This window comes from Aliirhizobium cellulosilyticum, from assembly GCF_014198105.1.
Taxonomy (GTDB): Bacteria; Pseudomonadota; Alphaproteobacteria; order Rhizobiales; family Rhizobiaceae; genus Neorhizobium; species Neorhizobium cellulosilyticum.
On sequence record NZ_JACIGW010000001.1, the window covers coordinates 155,302 to 179,773 of the forward strand.

24 protein-coding genes are annotated in these 24,472 nt (G+C 60.0%); 21 read left to right on the plus strand and 3 right to left on the minus strand.

Annotated features, from left to right (window positions below; all coding sequences use genetic code 11):
* Positions 1 to 182: 182 nt before the first annotated feature.
* The 5 genes from GGE33_RS00580 to GGE33_RS00600 all read left to right on the plus strand — a co-directional run bounded on the left by GGE33_RS00580 (position 183) and on the right by GGE33_RS00600 (position 4,477).
* Positions 183 to 1,163, plus strand: a complete 981-nt coding sequence (locus tag GGE33_RS00580) for a sugar kinase (RefSeq protein ID WP_183820848.1) — start codon at positions 183 to 185, stop codon at positions 1,161 to 1,163.
* Positions 1,164 to 1,192: 29 nt separating this feature from the next.
* Positions 1,193 to 2,209, plus strand: a complete 1,017-nt coding sequence (gene kdgT, locus GGE33_RS00585; RefSeq protein ID WP_148142996.1) for a 2-keto-3-deoxygluconate transporter — start codon at positions 1,193 to 1,195, stop codon at positions 2,207 to 2,209.
* A 61-nt stretch (positions 2,210 to 2,270) separates the two neighbouring features.
* Positions 2,271 to 2,732, plus strand: a complete 462-nt coding sequence (locus GGE33_RS00590; protein WP_183820849.1) for a NanQ anomerase/TabA/YiaL family protein — start codon at positions 2,271 to 2,273, stop codon at positions 2,730 to 2,732.
* A 46-nt stretch (positions 2,733 to 2,778) separates the two neighbouring features.
* Positions 2,779 to 3,621, plus strand: a complete 843-nt coding sequence (kduI, locus tag GGE33_RS00595; RefSeq protein ID WP_148142998.1) for a 5-dehydro-4-deoxy-D-glucuronate isomerase — start codon at positions 2,779 to 2,781, stop codon at positions 3,619 to 3,621.
* A 70-nt stretch (positions 3,622 to 3,691) separates the two neighbouring features.
* Positions 3,692 to 4,477: a gluconate 5-dehydrogenase gene (locus tag GGE33_RS00600; RefSeq protein WP_206823677.1), complete on the plus strand. Its 786-nt coding sequence runs from the start codon at positions 3,692 to 3,694 to the stop codon at positions 4,475 to 4,477.
* Positions 4,478 to 4,565: 88 nt separating this feature from the next.
* On the opposite strand, the gene GGE33_RS00605 is transcribed toward GGE33_RS00600, so the two are convergent.
* Complete coding sequence (locus tag GGE33_RS00605) at positions 4,566 to 5,024, minus strand: Lrp/AsnC family transcriptional regulator (RefSeq protein ID WP_148143000.1); 459 nt, start codon at positions 5,022 to 5,024, stop codon at positions 4,566 to 4,568.
* A gap of 124 nt (positions 5,025 to 5,148) precedes the next feature.
* Here GGE33_RS00605 and alr point away from each other — a divergent pair, with 124 nt between their 5' ends.
* The 12 genes from alr to GGE33_RS00665 all read left to right on the plus strand — a co-directional run bounded on the left by alr (position 5,149) and on the right by GGE33_RS00665 (position 17,187).
* Positions 5,149 to 6,276 carry an alanine racemase gene (gene alr, locus GGE33_RS00610; RefSeq protein WP_183820850.1) on the plus strand — a complete coding sequence of 376 codons (1,128 nt, stop codon included), beginning with the start codon at positions 5,149 to 5,151 and terminating at the stop codon, positions 6,274 to 6,276.
* 30 nt (positions 6,277 to 6,306) lie between these two features.
* Positions 6,307 to 7,557 carry a D-amino acid dehydrogenase gene (locus GGE33_RS00615; protein WP_183820851.1) on the plus strand — a complete coding sequence of 417 codons (1,251 nt, stop codon included), beginning with the start codon at positions 6,307 to 6,309 and terminating at the stop codon, positions 7,555 to 7,557.
* Positions 7,558 to 7,742: 185 nt separating this feature from the next.
* Positions 7,743 to 7,934, plus strand: a complete 192-nt coding sequence (locus GGE33_RS00620) for a hypothetical protein (protein ID WP_183820852.1) — start codon at positions 7,743 to 7,745, stop codon at positions 7,932 to 7,934.
* A 10-nt stretch (positions 7,935 to 7,944) separates the two neighbouring features.
* Positions 7,945 to 8,223, plus strand: coding sequence for a hypothetical protein (locus GGE33_RS00625; RefSeq protein WP_183820853.1), 279 nt, complete (start codon positions 7,945 to 7,947; stop codon positions 8,221 to 8,223).
* A 4-nt stretch (positions 8,224 to 8,227) separates the two neighbouring features.
* The gene (locus tag GGE33_RS00630; protein WP_183820854.1) at positions 8,228 to 8,395 is read left to right on the plus strand and encodes a hypothetical protein; all 168 of its coding nucleotides are present in this window, start codon (positions 8,228 to 8,230) and stop codon (positions 8,393 to 8,395) included.
* Positions 8,396 to 8,872: 477 nt separating this feature from the next.
* Positions 8,873 to 8,962 carry a K(+)-transporting ATPase subunit F gene (locus GGE33_RS00635; protein ID WP_183820855.1) on the plus strand — a complete coding sequence of 30 codons (90 nt, stop codon included), beginning with the start codon at positions 8,873 to 8,875 and terminating at the stop codon, positions 8,960 to 8,962.
* 31 nt (positions 8,963 to 8,993) lie between these two features.
* Positions 8,994 to 10,697, plus strand: coding sequence for a potassium-transporting ATPase subunit KdpA (gene kdpA, locus GGE33_RS00640; RefSeq protein WP_183820856.1), 1,704 nt, complete (start codon positions 8,994 to 8,996; stop codon positions 10,695 to 10,697).
* 11 nt (positions 10,698 to 10,708) lie between these two features.
* A complete protein-coding gene (locus GGE33_RS00645; protein WP_183820857.1) occupies positions 10,709 to 10,885 on the plus strand; it encodes a hypothetical protein in 177 nt (58 codons plus the stop codon).
* A 58-nt stretch (positions 10,886 to 10,943) separates the two neighbouring features.
* A complete protein-coding gene (kdpB, locus tag GGE33_RS00650; protein WP_183820858.1) occupies positions 10,944 to 13,031 on the plus strand; it encodes a potassium-transporting ATPase subunit KdpB in 2,088 nt (695 codons plus the stop codon).
* 12 nt (positions 13,032 to 13,043) lie between these two features.
* Positions 13,044 to 13,610, plus strand: a complete 567-nt coding sequence (gene kdpC / locus GGE33_RS00655) for a potassium-transporting ATPase subunit KdpC (protein WP_183820859.1) — start codon at positions 13,044 to 13,046, stop codon at positions 13,608 to 13,610.
* Positions 13,611 to 13,781: 171 nt separating this feature from the next.
* Complete coding sequence (locus GGE33_RS00660) at positions 13,782 to 16,502, plus strand: sensor histidine kinase (protein ID WP_183820860.1); 2,721 nt, start codon at positions 13,782 to 13,784, stop codon at positions 16,500 to 16,502.
* Positions 16,495 to 17,187: a response regulator transcription factor gene (locus GGE33_RS00665; RefSeq protein ID WP_183820861.1), complete on the plus strand. Its 693-nt coding sequence runs from the start codon at positions 16,495 to 16,497 to the stop codon at positions 17,185 to 17,187. The genes GGE33_RS00660 and GGE33_RS00665 overlap by 8 nt, the downstream gene beginning before the upstream one ends.
* A gap of 7 nt (positions 17,188 to 17,194) precedes the next feature.
* Here the strand turns inward: GGE33_RS00665 and GGE33_RS00670 are convergent, their stop codons facing one another.
* Positions 17,195 to 18,160 carry a magnesium and cobalt transport protein CorA gene (locus tag GGE33_RS00670; protein ID WP_148143010.1) on the minus strand — a complete coding sequence of 322 codons (966 nt, stop codon included), beginning with the start codon at positions 18,158 to 18,160 and terminating at the stop codon, positions 17,195 to 17,197.
* A 69-nt stretch (positions 18,161 to 18,229) separates the two neighbouring features.
* On the minus strand, positions 18,230 to 20,143 hold the full coding sequence (locus tag GGE33_RS00675) for a potassium transporter Kup (protein ID WP_148143011.1): 1,914 nt from the start codon (positions 20,141 to 20,143) through the stop codon (positions 18,230 to 18,232).
* Positions 20,144 to 20,324: 181 nt separating this feature from the next.
* Here GGE33_RS00675 and GGE33_RS00680 point away from each other — a divergent pair, with 181 nt between their 5' ends.
* The 4 genes from GGE33_RS00680 to GGE33_RS00695 all read left to right on the plus strand — a co-directional run bounded on the left by GGE33_RS00680 (position 20,325) and on the right by GGE33_RS00695 (position 24,447).
* Entirely contained in the window at positions 20,325 to 21,230 is a 906-nt protein-coding gene (locus tag GGE33_RS00680) for a dihydrodipicolinate synthase family protein (RefSeq protein WP_183820862.1), read from the plus strand.
* Between the two features lie 122 nt (positions 21,231 to 21,352).
* Positions 21,353 to 22,306, plus strand: a complete 954-nt coding sequence (locus GGE33_RS00685) for a helix-turn-helix domain-containing protein (protein WP_148143013.1) — start codon at positions 21,353 to 21,355, stop codon at positions 22,304 to 22,306.
* Positions 22,307 to 22,481: 175 nt separating this feature from the next.
* A complete protein-coding gene (gene adh / locus GGE33_RS00690) occupies positions 22,482 to 23,990 on the plus strand; it encodes an aldehyde dehydrogenase (RefSeq protein ID WP_183820863.1) in 1,509 nt (502 codons plus the stop codon).
* A 127-nt stretch (positions 23,991 to 24,117) separates the two neighbouring features.
* A complete protein-coding gene (locus tag GGE33_RS00695) occupies positions 24,118 to 24,447 on the plus strand; it encodes a hypothetical protein (RefSeq protein ID WP_148143015.1) in 330 nt (109 codons plus the stop codon).
* Positions 24,448 to 24,472: the final 25 nt, after the last annotated feature.

Below are 24,472 nucleotides of genomic sequence, written 5' to 3' on the forward strand. Positions count from 1 at the left end.
AGCCTGAGAGGACCGCGGCTTCCATCTGCAACTTACCAATGTAGTGGACATCAAAGTTTGATCCCGATCAACGTAGGAATTGATGAGTGTGAATATGGTCCGGCCCAGCGCTGGACGAAATCTTAATCCACGCCCCAGTTTTACAGGACAGCGTCACGCCTTGGGGGCGGAAGGGAGGCAAAATGCCACTGGAAATACGCGTAGCTTCGATCGGCGAATGCATGGTCGAATTGCAACGCAAGCCGGACGGCTCGATTACGCAAGCTTTCGGAGGTGATACTTTCAACACTGCTGCCTACATGGCACGGTTGGGTGCGGGTCTGGGATCATTCGTCTCATACATAACCGCCATCGGTGATGATCCTTTCAGCGAAGACATGGCGGCGTTCTGGAATTCCCAGGGTGTCGACGATCATCTTGTGTTGCGCAGAAAAGGCCAGCGGCCCGGTCTTTATTTTATCAAGACGGACCCAACCGGTGAGCGTCGCTTCTTCTACTGGCGCGGCGAGGCTGCCGCCCGTGAAACTTTCCAGGGGGCAGGTTCCGACGAACTTCTTGCCGCACTCGAAGGATTTACGAGCGTCTACATCTCCGGCATCAGTCTGGCCGTGTTGAAGCCGGAAAGCCGCGAGCGTCTGCTCGTGAGGCTGGAAGAACTTGCACGTGCCGGCATCGCCGTCGATTTCGATGGCAACTATCGTCCGCTGCTTTGGGGCGGTATCGAAAATGCACGTGCGGCCTATGAACGCGTCATCGCATTTTCGACCCGCGTTCTCGTCACCATCGAGGAGCTCGAAGTGTTTGGTCTTGCCCAGACCATGGAAGCAGGCATTGAATATTTTGCAAAAATGCCGCAGCTGGAAGTAGTGATCAAGGACGGGCCGGGCGTTGCAACGCTCATCCATGGCGGTAAGGTCGAAACCGTACCAGCCACCAAAGTCGAGAAAGTTGTCGACACTACTGCTGCCGGCGACAGTTTTTCAGCAACCTATATTCTAGGCCGCAACCTTGGTATTGAACCCGCGGAGGCAGCACGTCGTGCCCACGTCGTCGCAGGCGCGGTCGTACAGCACCATGGTGCAATCATACCGAAAGACGCCACACCCGACGTCTTCAAAACTGAGATCGCCAGCCGCGGCAATTTAATCACCGCGGCGGAATAGCGAACTCATTATTAAGGAGGAATACAAAAATGAATATTAAAAAGGCAATTGATAAAGTCCCCGGCGGACTAATGCTCGTGCCGCTCATCCTGGGCGCACTTTGCAAGACCTTCTTCCCCTGGGCCGGTAGCTATTTCGGTTCGTTTACCAATGGTTTGATCGCCGGCACCGTGCCGATCCTGGCCGTCTGGTTCTTCTGCATGGGTACCTCTATCGACCTTCGCGCAACCGGTACGGTTCTGCGCAAGTCGGGTAACCTCGTCGTCGTCAAGACGCTCGTTGCCTGGGGCGCCACCTACATCGCCGCTCAGTTCCTGCCGCTCGAAGGCGTGCAGTCGGGCCTGTTCATGGGCTTCTCGGCTCTGGCCATCTGCGCCGCAATGGATATGACCAACGGTGGTCTCTACGCCGCGATCATGCAGCAATACGGCACCAAGGAAGAATCGGGCGCCTTCGTCCTGATGTCGATCGAATCGGGCCCGCTGGTCTCGATGCTGATCCTCGGTGCAGCAGGTGTTGCAACCTTCGAACCGCATCTGTTCGTCGGCGCAGTCCTGCCCTTCCTGATCGGCTTCATCCTCGGCAACCTCGATAAGGATCTGCGCGCCTTCTTCAAGGGCGGCGTCACCACCCTGATCCCGTTCTTCGGTTTTGCTCTGGGTAACGGCATCGACCTGCACGTCATCGCTCAGACCGGTCTTGGCGGTATCCTGCTCGGCGTCATCGTCATCGTCGTCACTGGTATCCCGCTGATGCTTGCCGACAAGTTCATCGGTGGCGGTAATGGTACTGCCGGTCTTGCAGCTTCGTCGGCCGCCGGCGCTGCTGTCGCCAACCCGATGATCATCGCCGAAATGGCTCCGCAGTTTAAGCCTGCCGCCGCCGCCGCCACTTCGCTGGTTGCCGCAGCATGCCTGACTACCGCTATCCTGGTTCCGATCCTGACCGGAATGTACGCCAAGTACATGAAGAAGCGCGGCGGTGTTGTCGAAACGGTCGCGGCTGATGCGCCGGAGGCTGGTGACGAGCTAAAGGTTGCCCATTAAGCTCTGAGCGGGGCCAGTGCTTTGCCACTGGCCCCTTCCAGTTCATTTAAGGAATAACGTCATGTATCTCAGCAATCTCGCCACGCTCGACCGCGACGCCGCAACTCTTCCGGCAAACATCCAGAAAGGCCTCAAATTCCTGGCCGAAACGGATATCGCTGCATTGCCTGCCGGACGTGTCGATATCGAAGGCGATACCATCTTCGCCCTGATCCAGGACTACGACACCGCCCCCAAGGCCGAGAAGCGTCCAGAATCCCACGCCCGCTACATCGACATCCAGTTCGTATTCAGTGGTCGCGAAATCATCGGTTATGCACCACTTGCTGCCGATTACACGGTCGAAGAAGACCTCTTCGAGAGCAAGGACGTCAAGTTCTACTCCAAGGTCACCGACGAAACCGATCTTCTTCTCGGAGCCGGCGCATATGCCGTGTTCTATCCCACCGACATTCATCGTCCCGGCTGTGCCGCCGAGGCGCCCGGTAAGGTGCGCAAGGTCGTCATCAAGCTTCTGGCCTGATAGACCTGCACCGTACATATCCCATCATACTTAGAGGAGTAATATCATGGACATCCGCTATTCGGCCAACCAGAAGGACTTCAAGCGCTATACGACCGAGGAAACGCGCGCTGAATTCCTGATCGAAAAGGTTTTCGCCGATGACGAGATCGTCGCCACTTACAGCCACGTCGATCGCATGGTCGTGTTCGGCTGCAAGCCGGTCAATGAAGCCGTTCCGCTCGACAAGGGCATCGATTGCATGAAGAATTTCGGCACGAATTACGTGCTGGAACGCCGCGAACTCGGCATCTTCAACCTTGGCGGCGAAGGTTCTGTCGAGGTCGATGGCGAAGTCTACAATCTCGCCTTCAAGGATTGCCTCTACGTCACCAAGGGCCACAAGTCGGTTGTCTTCAAGAGCAAGGACAAGGCCAACCCGGCCAAGTTCTACATGATCTCCGCTCCGGCCCATAAGGTCTGCAAAACGACTTTCCTGTCGATTGCCGACGCCCAGAAGAAGCCGGTTGGCGACAATTCGACGGCCAACAAGCGCGTCATCAACCAGTTCATCCATCCGGACGTTCTGGAAACCTGCCAGCTTTCGATGGGCCTGACCGAACTCGATCCGGGCAATGTCTGGAACACGATGCCAGCTCATACCCACGAGCGCCGTTCGGAAATCTACTACTACTTCAACATTGCTGAAAATCAGGCCGTCTTCCACATGATGGGTGAAGGCGATCAGACCCGCCATATCCTCGTGCAGAACGACCAGGCCGTCATCTCGCCGTCGTGGTCGATCCACGCCGGTTGCGGCACTGCCAACTACACGTTCATCTGGGCAATGTGCGGCGAAAACCTGACCTTCGACGACATGGACCACATCGCCATCAGCGACCTGCGCTAAGTCGGTCTACGTCGGAGCGGCAATCATATGCCGCTCCGGTTTCTTTCAATATAGGCAAGGATTTAAGATATTGAGTTACGCAGATAGCTTTTCGCTCAAGGGCAAGGTCGCGCTGGTTACCGGTGCTTCCTACGGTATCGGTTTCGCACTGGCCAGCGCGCTTGCTGAAGCCGGCGCCACGATCGCCTTCAACGACATCAACGAAGATTTCCTCGCCAAGGGCCTCGAAGCCTACAAGGCTGCCGGCATCGACGCCAAGGGCTACATCTGCGACGTGACCGATGAGCCGGGCGTGCAGAAGATGATCGCCGACATCGAAAAGGACCTCGGTTCAGTCGATATTCTCGTCAACAATGCCGGCATCATCAAGCGCGTTCCGATGCATGAAATGGACGTCAAGGACTTCCGTCAGGTCATCGACATCGACCTGACCGCTCCGTTCATTCTCGCCAAGGCTGTCATTCCGGGTATGATCAAGCGCGGTGGCGGCAAGATCATCAACATCTGCTCGATGATGAGCGAACTCGGCCGCGAGACCGTTTCGGCTTACGCAGCTGCCAAGGGCGGCCTGAAGATGCTGACGCGCAACATCGCTTCTGAATACGGTTCGCAGAACATTCAGTGCAACGGTATCGGCCCGGGCTATATCGAAACCCCGCAGACCGCGCCGCTGCGCGAACCGGGTCATCCGTTCAACTCCTTCATCCTCGCCAAGACGCCGGCAAACCGTTGGGGCACGACGCAGGACCTGAAGGGACCGGCCGTGTTCCTTGCTTCCTCGGCATCCGACTTCGTCAACGGTCACGTTCTTTACGTCGACGGTGGTATCCTGGCCTATATCGGCAAGCAGCCCTGATCGAACCGGCGTTTCTAGCGCCATCAGGTTGATAATCGAAACGCCGTCCGTGTCCTGCACGGGCGGCGTTTTCGCGTTCGGGTAGGGGTTACCGGCTTTTCCGGCTGCGCGTCATCAGCACGTTGCGGATCGAAAAGCTTGAATGGATGCGCAGCACGCCCGGAAGTGCCGACAGGATCTCCTTGTGGATGCGCTCGAATTCTCCGGCATTGGCAACTTCGACGCGCAAAAGATAATCGGAGCCTCCGGTCATCAGAAAACACTCCCGTATTTCCGGATATTTGCGAACGGCCGCCTCGAAGCGGTTGAGATACTCTTCCGTCTGCCTTTCCAGCGTGATGTTGATGATGACGGCGATGCCGTTCTGGTCGTTATCGACAAGCGCCGTATATCCGCGAATGACGCCGGCCTCCTCAAGCAGCCTGATGCGACGAAGACAAGCTGAGGGAGACAGGCCCACTTCCGCGGCTAGGGCCGCATTGCTCATGCGGGCATTGAGCCGCAGCAGGCGCAGAAGGTTGCGGTCGATCTGGTCCATGGTCGCCATGAATATTATTCCAAAATATCGAAGATAATTTCAAGAGATTTGCATTTGAGAAATTTCCTGCCATCGATCGGCAGGAAATTCAACGATCATTTCATTATGCTCATCTTAAAAAAGAGGGGCGTGAATGAACGAGCGAATGACCATGCCGGCGGCGCAGGGAATTGCTGCTGCGGCCTGCGGTTATCTGACGATCGATCTTGGTGCGATCTGCCGCAATTATCTGAAACTTGCCGAGGTGCTTGCGCCGGCGAAAGCGGCTGCCGTCGTCAAGGCCGACGCCTACGGCCTCGGCGCCCCTCCGGTTGCGGAAGCGCTTTACAAGGCCGGTTGCCGCGACTTTTTCGTTGCCCATTTTATGGAAGTCGCAGCCGTGAGGCCTGTGCTTTCCGATAACGCCGTTCTTTACGTCCTCAATGGCCTGCAGCCGGGCAATGAGCTGGCCTGTGCTGCAGCAGGTGTTGTTCCGGTGCTGAACTCGCTCGAACAGCTGCGGCGCTGGTCGGCTGCCGCGCATGGGCTGGGCAAGCGTCTGCCCGCCGCCCTGCAATTCGACACCGGCATGTCGCGGCTGGGGTTTTCGCCGGCCGAGCAGGTACAACTGAAATCGGAACTTGCCGATCACGAGCTGGTCGATATCCGCTTCATCATGAGCCATCTCGCTTCCGCCGATGAGGTGGAGAGCGAGCAGAACGATCAGCAGCTGGCGGAGATGCAGCGGATCGCCAAGGAATTTCCCGACCTGCCAGTCTGCTTTGCCAACTCCAACGGCATCTTTCTCGGGCAAAGCTATCACGGCTACATGGCGCGTCCCGGCATTGCGCTTTATGGCGGCAATCCGATGGGGGCCGCGGCCAATCCTATGGAACCCGTCGTCGGCCTGAAGATTGCGGTGATTCAGACGCGAACCGTACCGGCCGGAACAAAGGTCGGTTACGGGGCTACGTTCGTGGCACCACGCGAAATGCGGCTTGCGACGATTGCAGCCGGTTACGCCGACGGTTTGCCGCGCAGCCTCAGTGATCGGGGCGCGGTCTATTTCGGCGACCACCGCCTGCCGATTGTCGGCCGCGTTTCGATGGACAGCATGACGGTCGATATCAGCGCGCTGCCGGAAGAAGCGCTGACGCTCGGCAGTCTTGTCGAGATGATCGGGCCGCACCAGACGCTGGACGATCTTGCGCAAGCGGCCGGAACGATTTCCTATGAGGTGCTGACCAGCCTCGGCCAGCGCTACGAGCGCCAATATCTTTAGCCATTTACCAGATAAAAAACGGGGAATTCCATGAAAGTCATCGTTCTCGGAGCCGGCGTTGTCGGCGTGACATCCGCCTATCAGCTGGCAAAGGCCGGTCATGAGGTAACGGTCATCGACCGGCAGGAAGGTCCGGCGCTGGAAACCAGCTTTGCCAATGCCGGTGAGGTTTCCTTCGGTTACTGCTCTCCGTGGGCAGCACCGGGTATTCCGCTGAAGGCTATGAAATGGCTGTTCATGCAGCATGCGCCGCTGATCCTGCGCCCGAAGATGGATGCGGCAATGCTCTCCTGGATGACGCAGATGCTGATGAACTGCACGTCCGAGCGGTATGCAATCAACAAGAGCCGCATGCTTCGGATCGCCGATTATGCGCGCATCTCGCTTGCCGAAGTCCGTGATGAAACCGGCATCGCTTATGACGAACGCATGCAGGGCACCCTTCAGCTCTTCCGTACCCAGCAGCAGCTCGACGCATCGGCCAAGGACGTCAAGGCGCTGGCAGCGGACGGTGTTCCCTACGAAGTGCTCGATCCGGAAGGCTGCATCCGCGTCGAGCCGGCGCTGAAACATGTGCGACAGAAGATCGTCGGCGGCCTTCTGACGCCGAAGGACGAGACGGGCGATTGTTTCAAGTTCACCAATGCGCTGGCGCTGAAGGCCGCCGCAATGGGCGTGAAATTCCTTTACGGCACCAATATCAAGGCGCTCGATGTCGAGGGCGGCGCCATCAAGGGCGTCGTGACCGATCGCGAGACGCTGCGTGGTGATGCCGTCGTCGTGGCGCTCGGCAGCTATTCGCCGATGCTGGTCAAGCAGTTCGGCATCAAGCTGCCGGTCTATCCGGTCAAGGGTTATTCGCTGACCATTCCAATCGTTGATGCCTCGCGCGCGCCGGAATCCACCGTGATGGACGAGACCTACAAGATCGCCATCACCCGGCTTGGCGACCGTATCCGCGTCGGCGGCATGGCGGAGATTTCGGGTTATACCAACGATCTTGGCCAGAAACGGCGCGCGACGCTCGAACATTCCGTCGCCGATCTTTTCCCGGGTGGTGATGTTTCCAAGGCCGATTTCTGGTCCGGCCTGCGCCCGATGACGCCGGACGGCACGCCGGTGATCGGGGCGACCAAGGTGAAGGGCCTGTTCCTCAATACCGGGCATGGCACGCTCGGTTGGACGATGAGCTGCGGCTCGGCCAAGGTCATCAGCTCCATCGTCAGCGGGAAGAAGCCGGAAATCGACGCGACCGATCTGGCAGTCTCGCGCTACGCCTGAGCCTTCCGATTTGCCCGCCGCGCCGGTTCCATCCGGTCGCGGTGGCTTTATGACTTCCCTATTTCTTGGTGTCTCCACACCAATCGAATGCCTATGAGGCAGTCGCTACCTTTCGATCAGGCATCGCATTCGATGTCCGTTCCGTAAGCCTTTGGCGCGGAACTTCGATCGACAAGGAGTGACCCATGTATGGTCGTCTGGGCGTTATTAATCTTCTCCACCTTACCGAGGCCGAGGCACAGCGCCGCCTGGCACAGGCCCGTCCTGTCACCGGTGACACTGCTGCCGGCATGAGCCTTGCGATGGCCCTGCGCCTTATCGGCGTCCTGAGCGTCGGTTTCTGCGCCATTGCGGCGCTCGCGGTGATGGTCGGTTGAGGAGAATGATATGGGCAAGTTTGCGATGAACGACCGGGAGCCTCCCGCGACAGGCATCCGTTTCACTGTCGGTCGTGACAGGAGTGGCCGCTGGATCGTCAATGACGCGCAGGGCAAGGTCGGCGGGCTTTTCACCGATCGCGCCTCGGCGGTGCATTTCGCCATGTTCGAAAGCGACCACACCCCGGGTGCCGTCTGGTGCCTGCCGGAGCATGTGACGCTGACACTGGGCGAGGCTTTCGAGCCGCGCCGGCTGTCTGCGGCAAGCCGTGTTGCGGGCCGGGCGTAAGGGCATGTTTCTTCCGCTCCGGTATCTGCGGGGATGTGTTTACCCCCGTGGCCATATGCAGCGCCTGATCTGTTCCGGACAATTGCGTGGCTCGGATGCAATCCTTGGCATGATGGCGGTGATGCTGGCTGTTGTCGGGGTCGCCTTTGCGCTCGAGATGGCGCTGTTCTGAGCAGGCGCCATTTCGCGCAGATGCCCCTCATCCGCCTACCGGCACCAACCGGAGACGGGTCGCTTGCCCCGTCCCGTCCTCCGGACCGCCGCCGTGCCGTCTCTGCTTTCCTCAAGCGTGCCAATGGGGCACGTCCCCTCTCTCCGTTTACGGGGAGAGGGTTAGGGTGAGGGGCAAGTCGTCGGACGCATTCGAAAATTCCTATAAAATTCCTATATCTTTGCTCTCCCGTCCGTCTCGAACCCCTATGCGCTCCGGCGCCATATTCGGGCCCTGAGAGATCAAAAGATCCTCTCCCTGCCAGACACTCATGAGGTGCCGTCTTGCCGGACGGCGCCATTCGGCTTGTCTGGTCTCGATCAGTTCAAAGGAACCCGGATCATGCTGGACCTCATCTTAATCGGCACGGCGATCGTCTTCTTCGCCCTGTGCTTCGCCTACACCCGCGCCTGCGACAGGCTCTAGAAGGAGGGAGCGATGATACTCGACTATGTGCTCGGCGGTGCCGTTACCGTCTTTCTCACCCTCTATCTCACCTACGCTCTCATCCGCCCCGAACGCTTCTGATCAAGCCTTCGGGAACTGAAAGTTTATCTCCATGACCCTCAACGGATGGCTTCAGATCCTCGTCTTCTGCGGGATCGTCCTTCTCCTCGTCAAACCGCTCGGCGCCTATATAACGCGGGTGTTTTCCGGCGAGCGTACGCCTCTTTCCCCCGTCCTCGTTCCGCTTGAACGGGGACTTTACGCCTTAGCCGGCACCAGCGAGCGTGAGGAGCAGCACTGGACGACTTACGCCTTCGCCATGCTGATGTTCAATCTTCTCGGCGTGCTGGTTCTCTATGGCCTGTTCCGCCTGCAGGATATGCTGCCGCTCAACCCGGCCGGCATGGCCGCGGTCGGGCCGGAACTCTCCTTCGACACCGCCGTCAGCTTCGTCACCAATACCAACTGGCAGAACTATGGCGGCGAAGCCACCATGTCGTATCTGACCCAGATGGCGGGGCTGACTGTCCAGAATTTCCTGTCGGCCGCGACCGGCATCGCGATCGCGATTGCCCTGATCCGCGGGTTCTCGCGCGCGTCGGGCAAATCGGTCGGCAATTTCTGGGTCGATATGACCCGCGCCACGCTTTACCTGCTTTTACCGCTCTGCATTCTGCTGACGCTGGTCTTCGTCTTTCTCGGCGTGCCGCAGACCTTTGGCGCTTACGTGGAAGCCACGACGCTGGAAGGTGCGAAACAGACGATCGCGCTCGGCCCGGTCGCCTCACAGCTTGCCATCAAGATGCTCGGCACCAATGGCGGCGGTTTCTTCAACGCCAATTCCGCGCATCCGTTCGAAAATCCAGATGCGATCTCCAACCTGATCCAGATGGTGGCGATCTTTGCGATCGGCGCGGCGCTGACCAATGTCTTCGGCCGCATGGTCGGCAACCAGCGTCAGGGCTGGGCGATCCTCGGCGCGATGGGTGTGCTGTTCCTCGCTGGCGTCGTTTTCGTCTATTGGGCTGAAGCTTCCGGTAACCCGATCATGCATGCAATGGGCCTGTCGGGCGGTAACATGGAAGGCAAAGAAGTCCGCTTCGGCGTCGTGCTTTCGTCGCTGTTCGCGGTCATCACCACGGCTGCGTCCTGCGGTGCGGTCAATGCCATGCATGGCTCTTTCACCGCACTTGGCGGGCTGATCCCGATCATCAACATGCAGCTGGGCGAAGTCGTCGTCGGCGGTGTGGGGGCCGGTTTCTACGGCATCATGATGTTCATCATCGTCGCCGTCTTCGTCGCCGGCCTGATGGTCGGCCGCACGCCGGAATATCTCGGCAAGAAGATCGAGGCGAAGGAGATGAAGATGGCGCTGCTTGCCGTTCTGTGCCTGCCGCTCGCCATGCTCGTCTTTGCCGCGATCGCCACCGTGCTTCCCTCCGCCGTCGCCTCGATAGGCACCGGTGGACCGCACGGGTTCTCGGAAATCCTCTATGCCTACACGTCGGCTGCGGCCAATAACGGCTCGGCCTTCGGCGGGCTGACCGGCAACACGCCCTGGTACAACGTGACGCTCGGCATCGCGATGCTGATGGGGCGTTTCCTGGTCATCATCCCGGCACTTGCGATTGCCGGCTCGCTGATCGGCAAGAAGACGGTTCCGGCCTCTGCCGGCACATTTCCCACCGATGGCGGCCTGTTCGTCGGTCTTCTCGTCGGCACGATCCTGATCGTCGGCGGCCTGACTTTCTTCCCGGCACTCGCACTTGGCCCGATCGTCGAGCATCTGGCGATGATCGCCGGACAGACGTTCTAAGGAGATCCGACATGAGCATTCGTCACGCCCTTCGCAGACAATCAGACCTTGCCTCGTCGATGCGGGGCAAGGGGAACGTCCAGGGCAATTCCCGGGAGCGCCAGAGATGGTGCGGTTCCAATGCCATTCTCGCGATGATGGCGGGCATTCTCGCCATCGTCTGCGTCATCGAAATCCTACACGGCTGACTGTGTGGCCCTGATTAATCAGGGCCATCGGTCGCCTCATCAAAGCTGGAGCCTCTTCATGAGCCAGGCAAAATCCGCGTCTATCCTCGATAGCCGCATTCTCATTCCCGCGATCGGCGCAGCTTTCACCAAGCTCAATCCGCGCACGCTCGCCAAGAACCCGGTCATGTTCGTCGTGGCCACGGTGTCGGTCCTGACGACCGTTCTCTTCCTGCGCGATCTTATCGTCGGCGGCGACAATCTCGGTTTTTCCTTCCAGCTCAACCTCTGGCTCTGGTTCACCGTGCTGTTTGCCAACTTCGCCGAAGCGGTCGCCGAAGGTCGCGGCAAGGCGCAGGCGGACAGTCTGCGCAAGGCGCGGACCGAAACCCAGGCCAAGCTTGTCACCAGCGCCAACGGCAGCGATTATAAAATAGTCGCTGGTACCTCGCTCAAGGTGGGCGATATCGTGCTGGTTGAGGCCGGCGATATCATCCCCTCAGATGGCGAGGTGATCGAAGGCGTTGCTTCCGTCAACGAGGCGGCGATTACCGGCGAAAGCGCCCCGGTCATCCGTGAATCGGGCGGCGACCGTTCGGCCGTCACCGGCGGCACGCAAGTTCTCTCGGACGTCATCCGGGTGCGGATCACGGCTGCTGCCGGTTCGACCTTTATCGACCGGATGATCTCGCTCGTGGAAGGCGCCGAACGGCAGAAGACGCCGAACGAGATCGCGCTCAATATCCTGCTTGCCGGCATGACGCTGATCTTCGTCCTGGCTACCGCGACGATCCCGAGCTTTGCGGCCTATGCGGGGGGCTCGATCCCGGTCATCGTGCTGGTCGCGCTGTTCGTGACGCTGATCCCGACCACCATAGGCGCGCTGCTTTCCGCCATCGGCATTGCCGGCATGGACCGTCTGGTGCGCTTCAACGTGCTCGCCATGTCCGGTCGTGCGGTCGAAGCTGCCGGAGACGTCGATACGCTGCTTCTCGACAAGACCGGCACGATCACGCTGGGTAACCGCCAGGCAACCCAGTTCCGTCCGGTGCGCGGCGTTTCCGAACAGGAACTTGCCGATGCGGCGCAGCTTGCCTCGCTTGCCGACGAGACGCCTGAAGGCCGTTCGATCGTCGTGCTTGCCAAGGAGAAATACGCGATCCGCGGCCGCGATATGGCTGGCCTGAAGGCCACGTTCGTTCCGTTTACCGCCCAGACGCGGATGAGCGGCGTCGATCTCGACGGCAGCCAGATCCGCAAGGGCGCGGTCGATGCGGTGCTCGCCTATGTCAATGGTGGCACGTTGCCGGTGGCCGGCAATACGGCGATTGCTGCGAGCCCGCAGTCGGAGACCGTGCGCGAGCTGCAGGCGATCGCGGAAGAGATCGCCAAGGCCGGTGGCACGCCGCTCGGCGTTGCCCGTGACGGCAAGCTGCTCGGCGTCATCCACCTGAAGGATATCGTCAAGGGTGGCATTCGTGAGCGTTTTGCCGAACTCCGCAAGATGGGCATCCGCACGGTGATGATTACCGGCGACAACCCGATGACGGCGGCGGCGATCGCTGCCGAAGCGGGCGTCGATGATTTTCTCGCCCAGGCGACGCCGGAGAACAAGCTGTCGCTCATTCGTGAGGAGCAGGCCAAGGGCAAGCTGGTCGCCATGTGCGGCGACGGCACGAACGATGCCCCGGCGCTGGCGCAGGCCGATGTCGGTGTCGCCATGAATACCGGCACGGTTGCAGCCCGCGAGGCCGGCAATATGGTGGACCTCGACAGCGACCCGACGAAGCTGATCGAGATCGTCGAAATCGGCAAGCAGTTGCTGATGACCCGCGGCGCCTTGACGACGTTTTCGATCGCCAACGACATCGCCAAGTATTTCGCCATCATCCCGGCGATGTTCCTGGCGTTTTATCCGCAGCTCGGCGTGTTGAACGTCATGGGCCTTGCCACTCCACAGAGTGCCATCCTGTCGGCGATCATCTTCAATGCGCTGATCATCATCGCTCTGATCCCGCTGTCCTTGAAGGGCGTCACCTATCGCGCCGTCGGCGCCGGTGCGCTTCTGTCCCGCAATCTTTTGATCTACGGCCTCGGCGGTATCGTCGTCCCGTTCATCGGCATCAAGGCGATCGACGTGGTGATCACCACGCTCGGCCTCGCTTAAGGAGATACGACCATGTTGAAACAACTTCGCCCGGCCATCGTCATGATCGTGGCCACCACCGCCATTACCGGCCTTGCCTATCCCTTCGCCATGACGGGCTTGGCGCAGGCTATCTTTCCGGCGCAGGCGAATGGCAGCCTGATCGAGAGAGACGGCCAGGTGATCGGCTCGGCGCTGATCGGCCAAGGCTTTGCCGGCGATCAGTATTTCCACGGCCGCCCCTCGGCTGCAGGCGACGGCTATAATGCTGCCTCGTCCTCCGGCTCCAATCTCGGCCCGACCAGCCAGAAACTGATCGACCGGGTGAGGGCGGATTATGAGGCTGCCAAGGCTTCCAACCCGAATGCCGAGGTGCCCATTGATCTCGTAACCGCCTCTGGCAGTGGCCTTGATCCGCATATCTCGCCGGAGGCCGCCTATTTCCAGGTGGCGCGTGTGGCCAAGGCGCGCCAGATGGACGAGGCGAGCGTAAAGGCGCTGGTCGAAGCGCATGTCGAAGTCCGAGAGCTGGGCTTCCTCGGCGAGCCGGTGGTCAACGTGCTGGCGTTGAACATGGCGCTGGATGGCTCTAAGACGTAACGAATGCAGGCGTTTGCCCCTCATCCGCCTGCCGGCACCTTCTCCCCGCAAGCGGGGCGAAGGACCAAGCCGCAAGCTCTCCGTTCCTCCTCGCCCCGCTTGCGGGGAGAGGGTGGCCGAGCGGAGCGGAGGCCGGGTGAGGGGCAGCACCATCCTGAGAGACCGCATTTCATGCCCGACGCCCCCCGTGAGAACGGCCGAGACGCAGAAAACAGACCATCACCGGATGCTCTCCTGCAGCGGGCGGAGCGGGAAGGGCGTGGGCGGCTGAAGATCTTTCTCGGCGCCGCGCCCGGCGTCGGCAAGACCTATGAAATGCTGATGTCCGGCAGGGCGCGGCAAGCCGATGGTGTCGATGTCGTCATCGGCGTGGTGGAGACGCATGGACGGAAGGAAACCGAAGCCCTCACCGACGGGTTCGAGATCATCGCCCGCCGACAAATCGATTATCGCGGCCAGAGCCTCGAGGAGATGGATCTCGATGCCATCCTCGCCCGCCGTCCGGCTCTCGTTCTGGTGGATGAACTAGCGCATACGAATGCCAGCGGCAGCCGCCATCCGAAACGTTACATGGATGTGCAGGAACTGCTGGCGCAGGGCATCGACGTCTATTCGACTCTCAATATCCAACATGTCGAGAGCCTCAATGATGTCGTGGCGCAGATCACCCGCATCAGGGTGCGCGAGACGGTGCCGGATCTGATCATCGACCGGGCCGATGATGTCGAGATCATCGACATCACCCCCGACGACCTGATCAAACGTCTCAACGACGGCAAGGTCTATATGCCGAAGACGGCGCGCCGGGCGATCGAGAACTATTTTTCGCCGGGTAACCTGACGGCGCTGCGTGAACTGGCTTTGCGGCGTACTGCCCAGCGTGTCGACGAACAACTTCTCAACCACATGCAGGCGAATGCGATTTCCGGCCCGTGGGCGGCGGGAGACAGGCTGCTCGTCTGCCTCGATCACGGCCGCAATGGTGCAAGCCTGGTGCGTTATGCCCGAAGGCAGGCCGACAGGCTCAGGGCGCCCTGGGCAGTATTGCACCTCGACACGCCGCAGGATGCTGCGCTTTCGGAGGAGGACAAGGACCGGCTGGCGGCAAACATGCGGCTGGCGCAGCAGCTTGGCGCCGAGGCTGTCACGTTGCCGGGGCTTTCGCCGTCACGCGAAATCATTGCCTATGCCAATGCCAACAATTTCACCCATATCGTTGTCGGCAGGCCCGCAAAACCGCGCTGGCGGCAGTTCTGGCAAACCTCCGTCACCCATGACCTGATCCGGCATGCCGGTCATATCAGCGTCCACGTGATTTCCGGTGATCAAAAGGATGGTGAGGCAGACCGCGGTGTGAAGGTTGCGCAGGCGCCAAGACCTTTCCGGGTAAAACACTATCTGCAAAGCACGGTCTTCGTTGCGCTGGCAATCGCTGCAGGCGTTGCGCTCGACCAGACATTCGATGTGCGCAACCTTGCGCTGGTCTTCCTGATGGCGGTTCTTGCTTCGGCGGTGCGGGGCGGGCTGGGGCCGGGGCTGTTTGCTTCGTTGCTCGGGGCCGTCGCCTTCAACTTCTTCTTTCTCGAACCGCGCTACACATTCACGATCCGCGATCCGGAAAGCGTGATCGCGCTGCTCTTCTATCTCGGCGTGGCGCTCGTCGCCTCCAACCTGACGGCGGCGGTTCAGCGGCAGGCGGTTGCCGCCAGGGCAAGGGCGCGTACGACGGAAGATCTCTATCTCTTCTCCAAGAAGCTTGCGAGCACCGGCACGCTGGACGATGTGCTGTGGGTTACCGCCTTCCAGATCGCCTCAATGTTGAAGGTGAGGGTTGTCATCCTCTTGCCGGAGAGTGGAACGATCGCGGTGAAAGCGGGCTATCCGCCGGACGATACGCTGGTCGATGCCGATATCGCGGCCGCCAGATGGGCCTGGGAGCACAATCGCCCCGCCGGCCGCGCAGCCGACACACTGCCCGGCGCCAAACGGCTCTACCTGCCGCTTCGCACCGGTCGTGAGGCGGTCGGCGTCATCGGTCTCGACAACGATCGTCAGGGGCCTCTTCTGACGCCCGAACAGCAGCGGCTGTTCGATGCGCTGGCGGATCAGGCGGCTCTCGCAATCGAGCGGGTGCAACTGGTGTCGGATGTCGACAAGGCAAGGCTTGCGGCAGAAACAGACCGGCTGCGCACTGCGCTTCTCACCTCGATCAGCCATGACCTGAAGACACCGCTTGCTGCGATCATGGGCTCGGCCGACATGCTTAAGGATTTGGGACCGCAATTGCAGGAAGAAACGCGGGCGGAGCTTCTGTCGACCGTCATCGACGAGTCCGAGCGGCTCAATCGCTTCATCGTCAACCTGCTCGACATGACGCGGCTCGGTTCCGGCGCAATGCGGCCGAACTACGCCCTGCATTTCGCCGGTGACATGGTGGGCACGGCGCTTGGCCGGGCGGCGAAGATCGCATCGGGCCACACGGTGGAGGTTGGCATCCCGGCAGATCTGCCGATGCTGAAGGTCGATCCAGTGCTGTTCGAGCAGGTCCTGTTCAATCTGATCGATAACGCCGCCAAATATGCGCCGGAGGGCACGGTCATCGACATAAGGGGGCAGAGGGATGGCAATGCCGTCCTTCTCTCCGTCATGGACGAGGGGCCTGGCATGCCGCCAGAAGACCTGGAGCGGATCTTCGACAGTTTCTACCGGGTGCGCAAAAGCGATCAGGTAAGGGCGGGTACCGGGCTCGGGCTTGCCATCTGCCGCGGTTTCGTCGAAGCGATGGGCGGCACGATCCGGGCGCATAACCGGTCCGACCGTTCTGGGGCGATCTTTACCATCAGGATGCCGGTTCCCATGGACGTGCCGATCTTGGGAGACGAAAATGACTGAAAACGCCGTACGTATCCTGATCGTCGATGACGAGCCGCCGATCCGCAAGCTGTTGCGCGTGGGCTTGAGCGCGCAGGCCTATGCCGTCAGCGAGGCGATGAATGCGAAGGTGGCCATGGAGCTGGCGGTCAGCGACAAGCCGGATCTTATCATTCTAGATCTCGGCCTTCCCGATATGTCCGGCCACGATCTGCTCGCTAAATGGCGCGGCGAGGGAATGACGCTGCCGATCGTCATCCTGTCGAGCCGCACTGACGAGGCGGGCATCGTCAAGGCGCTGGAACTTGGCGCCGACGACTATGTGACGAAACCTTTCGGGATGAGCGAACTCGGTGCGCGCATCCGCGTGGCCCTACGCCACCGGCTGCAAGCGCAGGGCGAAAAGCCGGTTTTCCAGACCGGTGAGCTGTCGGTCGATCTGGTCAAGCGGATCGTCAAGGTGGCAGGCCGCGACGTGAAGCTATCGCCGAAGGAATACGACATCCTGCGCATTCTCGTCCAGCATGCCGGCAAGGTGCTGACCCACCGGTTCCTGCTGGAGCATGTCTGGGATGGGCTGACCGACGTTCAGTATCTGCGCGTCTATGTGCGCCAGCTCAGGCAGAAGATCGAGGCGACGCCCGACCAACCGCGATACATCCTGACGGAGACCGGCGTCGGCTATCGCCTGGCCGCGCCGGATTGATCCGGAGCTAAAGCCAGCCGACCTTCTTGAAGCGATGATAGAGCACGCCGCAGACGAGGACGATTGCGGCAAGCACGACGTAATAACCGTATTCGGTCTTCAACTCCGGCATGTTCTCGAAATTCATGCCGTAAATGCCGGCGACAGCTGTCGGCACGGCCAGGATAGCAGCCCAGGAGGCAAGCTGCCTGGTGATGACGCCCTGGCGCTGCTGTTCCAGAAGGTTCGAGGCCTCGAAGACCGAGGTGATGACTTCCCGAAGGCCGCCGACCATGCTTTCCACCCGTCGGCAGTGGTCCAGAACGTCGCGGAAATAGGGCTTGGCGTGCTTGTCGAGGCAGGGCAGGTCCAGATTGACGAGTTTGCCCGCCACTTCCGTCATCGGTCCGAGAATGCGCCCGAACAGGATCAGTTGCCGTCTCAGCCGGAACAGGCGGCGGATTTGCTCACGTTCGAGGAAATTGGCGAGCATCTTCTGCTCCATCTCCAGAACGCGATCCTCGATCGTCTGAACCGTTGGCAGATAACCATCAACAATGAAATCGATAATGCCGTGCAGCACATAGTCGGGGCCTTGCGACAGCAGTTTCGGCGAGGCTTCGAGCTGGGAGCGCACTTCGCTGTGGCTGCGCATCGAGCCGTGCCGGACGGTGATGATATGGCGCTGCCCGACGAAGATTGCCGTCTCGCCGTATTTGATCTTGTCGCCGTCGAGATGGGCGGTCTTGGCCACGACAAAAAGCTGGTCGCCATAGGCCTCGACCTTGGGGATCTGATGTGCGTTGAGCGCATCTTCAACAGCAAGTTCATGCAGGCTATAGGTCTTTGCAAGCGTTTTCAGCTCGTCGGCTGTCGGCTCGTGCAGGCCGATCCAGGCGAATTCGTCACCAGTCAGCGCCGGGCACGGTTCGTCTATCGGGAGAGGGCGCCCGCGCTTTCCGTTCGTGTATACATAGGAGGCGACGACAGTCATGGCGCTCTATCTCTTTGTTTAAACGCAATTCCGGCCGCAACACTGGTGTCCACTTTTGCTGGAATTGCTTTAAATCGCGACCTGCTCACCCAGTTCCACCACGCGGTTCGGCGGCAGCTTGAAATAGGCTGAAGGATCGATGCCGAAATCGGCGAGGATGATGTAGAGCTTTTCCTGCCAGCGCGGCAGGCCGGTATTGGGCGTTTCGATCAGGTTGCGGCGACCGAGATAGAAAGAGGTCTGCATGATTTCGAACTTGAAGCCCTTTTTCTTGCAAACGGTCAGAGCCTTGGCGACGTTGGGTTCATCCATGTAGCCGAAGGTGATGTCGAGGCGGATGAAGCGCTTCGACAGTCTCGTCATCTCGACACGTTCCTGCTGAGGCACATAGGGCTTGTCCTGGGTCCAGATGGTCAGGATGACGTTCTGTTCGTGCAGGACGTGGTTGTGCTTCAGATTGTGCAACAGAACGGCGGGGGTGCGATCCGGCACGCTGGTCAGGAAGACCGCGGTTCCGGGTACGGTCACGGGTGCGCTGGCGGTTTCCCGTTCGATGGAGCTTTCGATCGAGGTGATGAAGGTTTCCAGCGGAATGTCGTTCTTGGCCGTCTTTTCCTTCAGGTATTTCGATCCCTTCGTCCATGTCCACATGGTCAGCATGATGACCAGCGCGAGCATGACCGGCACCCAGCCGCCGTCATGGACCTTGAGAAGGTTGGCGGCGAGGAAGATCGTCTCAATGACGAAAAGCGGTCCCAGAATGATCGCAGCCGTTATGGCCTTGTAACCCCATACGGCGCGCAGGAACTGGAAGGACATCAGCGTCGTGACCACCATCGCGCCGGTGACCGAGATACCGTAGGCGGTGGCAAGCGATTCCGAATCCCCGAAGGAGAAGATGAGTACGATGACGCCGATGAACAGGACCATGTTGACGGCCGGTACATAGATCTGCCCGGTATTGGTCTCGGAGGTGAACTTGATCGCAAGACGCGGCAGGAAGCCCAGGTGGACTGCCTGGCGGGCCAGCGAAAAGGCCCCGGTGATGACGGCTTGGCTGGCGATGATTGTCGCCATGGTAGCAAGGATCACCATCGGCAACAGCGCCCAATCGGGATAAAGCAGATAGAACGGGTTGGAAATCTTTGTCGGATCGGCAAGCACGAGCGCGCCCTGGCCGAGATAGTTGAGGGCAAGCGCCGGGAAGACGAGGATGAACCAGGCGACACTGATCGGCTTCCTGCCGAAATGCCCCAGGTCCGCATAAAGCGCTTCGGCACCGGTGACGGTCAGGAAGACGGCGCCGAGCACGATCAGCCCGGCCCAGCCAGCATGGGTGATGAACCAGAGAGCGTTGATCGGGTTGAGGGCCTGCAGGATCGTCAAGTCGTCGCCGATATGGATGAGGCCGCCCCAAGCCATGGCAAGGAACCACACGACGGTGATCGGCCCGAAGAATTTCATGACGGCCGCGGTGCCCTTGGACTGGACCATGAACAGACAGATCATGATGGCAGCGGAGAGCGGCAGAACGTAACCGGAGAAAGCAGGCGTGATAAGCTTCATGCCTTCGAGCGCCGACATGACCGATAGCGCCGGGGTAATCATCGCGTCGCCGATGAACAGCGCCGAACCGATCAGGCCTGCAAAGAAAAGCACCGGCATGTAGCTTCCGGTCTTCTTCATCAGAAGTGCCAGAAGCGAAAGCGTGCCGCCTTCGCCGTCATTGTCTGCACGCAGAAGAAACAGAACGTATTTGAAGGTTACGATGATGGTCAGTGTCCAGACCATCAGCGAGATCAGGCCGATCACGTGCTCGTCGCGGATGCCGTTGGCCGCAAACGGACGCAACGCCTCGCGGAACGCATAGAGAGGGCTGGTGCCGATGTCGCCATATACGACCCCGATCGACCCTAGCAGCAGCACAAGAAATTTGCGGGTTTCCGAAGTGGTATCGGAAGCGGCGGCATGCGATGCGGTCATAAAGTCTCCAGGCGCAGGGCCAAGGTGTCGTTCGATGTATATGTCTGGCGCGGAATATGGTGCATCGCCGCGGTCAAGGCAAATGGATGCATATAAGACTTTGATGTCATAGTCTCGCCCCACATATCGAAATCCTATGCGGTGAGAGCAATGTTGGTTTCTGTAAAACAGGAGCCAAACCATGACACCCTTCCTTCGCGCAAGGCGTCAAACTTACACACCCCTTTTGAGCCCCTTCAACGAAGGCCGGATCGATCTTTTGGAGTTCGAGGCGGCGATCGATCGGCAGGTCATCGCCGGAGTGGATGGAATTGTGGTTTGCGACGTTGTCGGCGAGGGTCCGGTGCTTGGCTCGGATGAATACCAGAGCCTGCTGAAAACCGCTGTTTCGCGGGGCCGACCACATCTGAGCGTGATAGCTGCGACCGGCACAAACTGCACTGTAAAGACCGTGGAGCGATGCCGCCGCGCCGAAGAACTCGGTGCCGACGCCTTGCTGGTGACGGTGCCGTATTATTCGAAACCGACGCTCAAGGGAGTGATCAATCACTTTCGCGAAATCACTGCTGCCGTCGATATCCCGGTTGTTGTGGATGATGATCCGCGGCGCACTGCAAAGGACTATGGCCCGGCGCTAGTGGATGCGCTTGCCGAAATCGATCCTATCGCCGGCATATGTCATGGCGCAGGGCGTCTCGAACATTTCGCGGCCTTGCCGGCATCGCTCAGAGATCGGTTCATGCATCTTTCGAGAGATGACAGAAAGCTGATGGAATTCCTGGATCTGGGTGGGCACGGCGCCTTGTCGGCGTTGGCCAATATCATCCCATCTCCGGTGCAGACCATGGTGGCGATGGCGGAGCGTAGCAGCGGCTGCGATCCTCTGCTGCAGGCCATGTCCGTTGCTGCGGCGGCTGTTGGTGGGGATGACGTTGCCGCGCTCAAGGAGGCGCAGTTCTTCCTGCACCAGTCACCGGCTGATGTCCGCTTGCCACTGGTGGCTGCCGAACCGGAAACGATCCTGCGCGTACGGCATGCCTTCGCGCCTTTTGCCAGATGCGAGCCGTCGACGCGAGAGGCTGCGTGATCGGCCGCATCGAGGCCGCGTATGGTATTTCGATAAATAGTTCGTGGGGCCGCCTGCTTGACGATTGCAAAGCACCGGCTTTTTAGCGAAACTTGATGCAAGAATTGGCCCGGGAGGAGCCCATGCATCCCGTTTCCCTGCATGCGGACGAGGTCTACGCCTCGGCCCAGTCCGCTGCCGCAAGCTCACCTGTTGTTGCTTCGTGGCGGCGCTGCATGGTTATGCACCATCTTGCGCCCGAGCAGGAACGCGCACCCGAACGCCTGACGGATAGCGAATTTCGCCAGACGCGGCAGGCCTCGGAGCGCCTGATCGTCGAGGCGCGCGAGGAAATGGACAAGCTCTTTTCGACCGTCGGCAGGTCGGGTTGCTGCCTGCTGCTGACCGACCGAAACGGTGTTGCGCTGGAACGGCGCGGCACGGCGGGGGATGACCGGGCCTTTCACGATCTTGGCCTTTGGACGGCGGCCATCTGGACCGAGGCGAGTATCGGAACCAACGGTATCGGTACGGCACTGGCGGACGAACGAGCGGTTTCGATCTTTCGCGACCAGCATTTCTTTTCGTCCAATACGGGATTGAGCTGCACTACCGCCCCTATCCGCGATCATCGCGGCGAAGTGGCGGCGGCGCTCGATATTTCCACGTGTCGGGACGACGTCAATGAAATGATGCTCTCGATTCTTTCCCAGACGGTGCGCGATGCGGCGCTCAGGATTGAGCTCAACCTGTTCCGATCCGCCTTTCCAGGCGCCCGTTTCCTGATGGTGCCGCAGGCCGCACATGCGGCGGCGGCACTTCTTGCGGTCGATCGCAACGATCTGGTCATCGGCGCGACGCGTGCGGCGCGCCTGGCTCTTGCGCTGGACGACAGCCGTATCGCCGCCGGCATTCCGGCTGCGGATGCTCTCGATGAGAACCGGGCGGGTGATCGTCAGGATCTGGTCGAAGCAGAGCGGGCGGCACTGATGCGCGCCCTGTCGCGCGCTAACGGCAATGTCTCGCAGGCAGCGATTGCGCTCGGCATGAGCCGGGCAACGCTTCACCGCAAGATGAACCGTTTCGGTCTTCATTGACGTAAATCGAATTCTGTTGCGGTGCCGCATGGTTTGCGGCGTTCCACTGTAGCAAGGGTGCGACAGTGTGCGCCGCCATATGGTCGCGCCCTGCTTTTCGTCAAGACTGGGACGACGCAGATTTCCTTCCAGCCCGGTCCCGAACCGGGAAGCCAGCTCATCATGGGAGGATGACATGCTGCACCAGAAAATCGTCGAATCGCCGTTCAAACTGAAATACGGCAATTACATCGGCGGCGAGTGGAGGGAGCCGATCGGCGGCAAGTATTTCGACAACATCACGCCGGTCACCGGCGGCAAGTTGTGTGAAATTCCGCGTTCGGACGAGAAGGACATCAACGCCGCACTTGATGCCGCGCATGCCGCAAAGGACAAGTGGGGCCGCACCGCACCGGCCGAGCGCTCCAACATCCTGATGAAGATCGCCCAGCGGATGGAGGACAAGCTGGAAGTGCTGGCCCAGGCCGAAACCTGGGACAATGGCAAGCCTATCCGCGAAACCATGGCAGCCGACATTCCGCTCGCCATCGACCATTTCCGCTATTTCGCGTCCTGTATCCGAGCCCAGGAAGGATCGATCGGCCAGATCGACAACGACACTGTCGCCTATCATTTTCATGAGCCGCTTGGCGTCGTTGGCCAGATTATTCCGTGGAACTTCCCGATCCTGATGGCTGCCTGGAAGCTGGCACCCGCGCTTGCCGCCGGCAATTGTGTTGTCATCAAGCCGGCCGAACAGACGCCCGCCTCGCTGCTTGTCTGGGCGGAAATCATCGGCGATCTTTTGCCGCCCGGCGTCCTGAACATCGTCAACGGTTTCGGTCTCGAAGCTGGCAAGCCGCTGGCATCGAGCCCGCGCATCGCCAAGATCGCCTTTACCGGCGAGACGACGACAGGCCGGCTTATCATGCAATATGCCAGCCAGAACCTCATTCCGGTGACGCTGGAACTCGGCGGCAAGTCGCCGAACATCTTCTTCGCCGATGTGGCGAACGAAGACGACGACTTCCTCGACAAGGCGCTGGAAGGGTTCGCAATGTTCGCGCTCAACCAGGGCGAGGTCTGCACATGCCCGAGCCGCGCGCTGGTGCATGAGAGCATTTACGATCGGTTCATGGAACGAGCCGTCAAGAGGGTGGAAGCGATCGTGCAGGGTAACCCGCTCGACAGCGTCACGATGATAGGTGCGCAGGCATCCAGCGAGCAGATGGAGAAGATCCTCTCCTATCTCGATATCGGCAAGCAGGAAGGTGCTGAAGTGTTGACCGGCGGCGATCGTAACGATCTCGGCGGAGAGTTGGCGAACGGCTATTACATCAAGCCGACGATCTTCAAGGGCCACAACAAGATGCGTGTGTTCCAGGAGGAAATCTTCGGCCCGGTGGTTTCGGTCACCACGTTCAAGGATGAGGACGAGGCGCTCTCGATCGCCAACGACACGCTTTACGGTCTTGGTGCCGGGGTATGGACGCGTGACGGCAACCGCGCCTATCGCTTCGGCCGCGAGATCCAGGCAGGCAGAGTGTGGACCAATTGCTATCACGCCTATCCGGCGCATGCGGCCTTCGGCGGCTACAAGCAGTCCGGCATCGGTCGCGAGACGCACAAGATGATGCTCGACCACTACCAGCAGACCAAGAACATGCTGGTGAGCTACAGCCCGAAGAAGCTCGGTTTCTTCTGATCCAAGCCGAAGCCGGGCAGGGGAAGAACTCTTCTGCCCGGCTTTCGTGCCTATCAACCGGCCTTGAAATTCTCGCGAAAGGACTATTCGATAGGCAGTCATAATCCGGCAGCCGAGATATTCCGCGATGTCGAATGAAAATGAACCGCTGGTCGAAATGCTTTTCCGCAATGGCACGCTGACCGTTGTGGGGATCATTCTCTCGTTCTCTCTGACATTTCTCAGCCAATGGGCTCAAAACCCGATCCCATGGACCCTTATCGACCTGCCGACGATGCTTCTGCTCTCCGCCGGGATCATCACGCAGGGGAGCTCTCTCGTGATCTTTCTGCGGCACGATTCACTGCAGCGGCGGGTATATGACAAGGCAAGCAAAGTGTTTCTCTGCGGCCTGGCGATGACTGTCTCGGGTGTTTTCATGGCGATCGTGATAGACTTCGTTCAGCTCATCACCTGAGCATCAAAAGCTCTTTGGGAGGAGA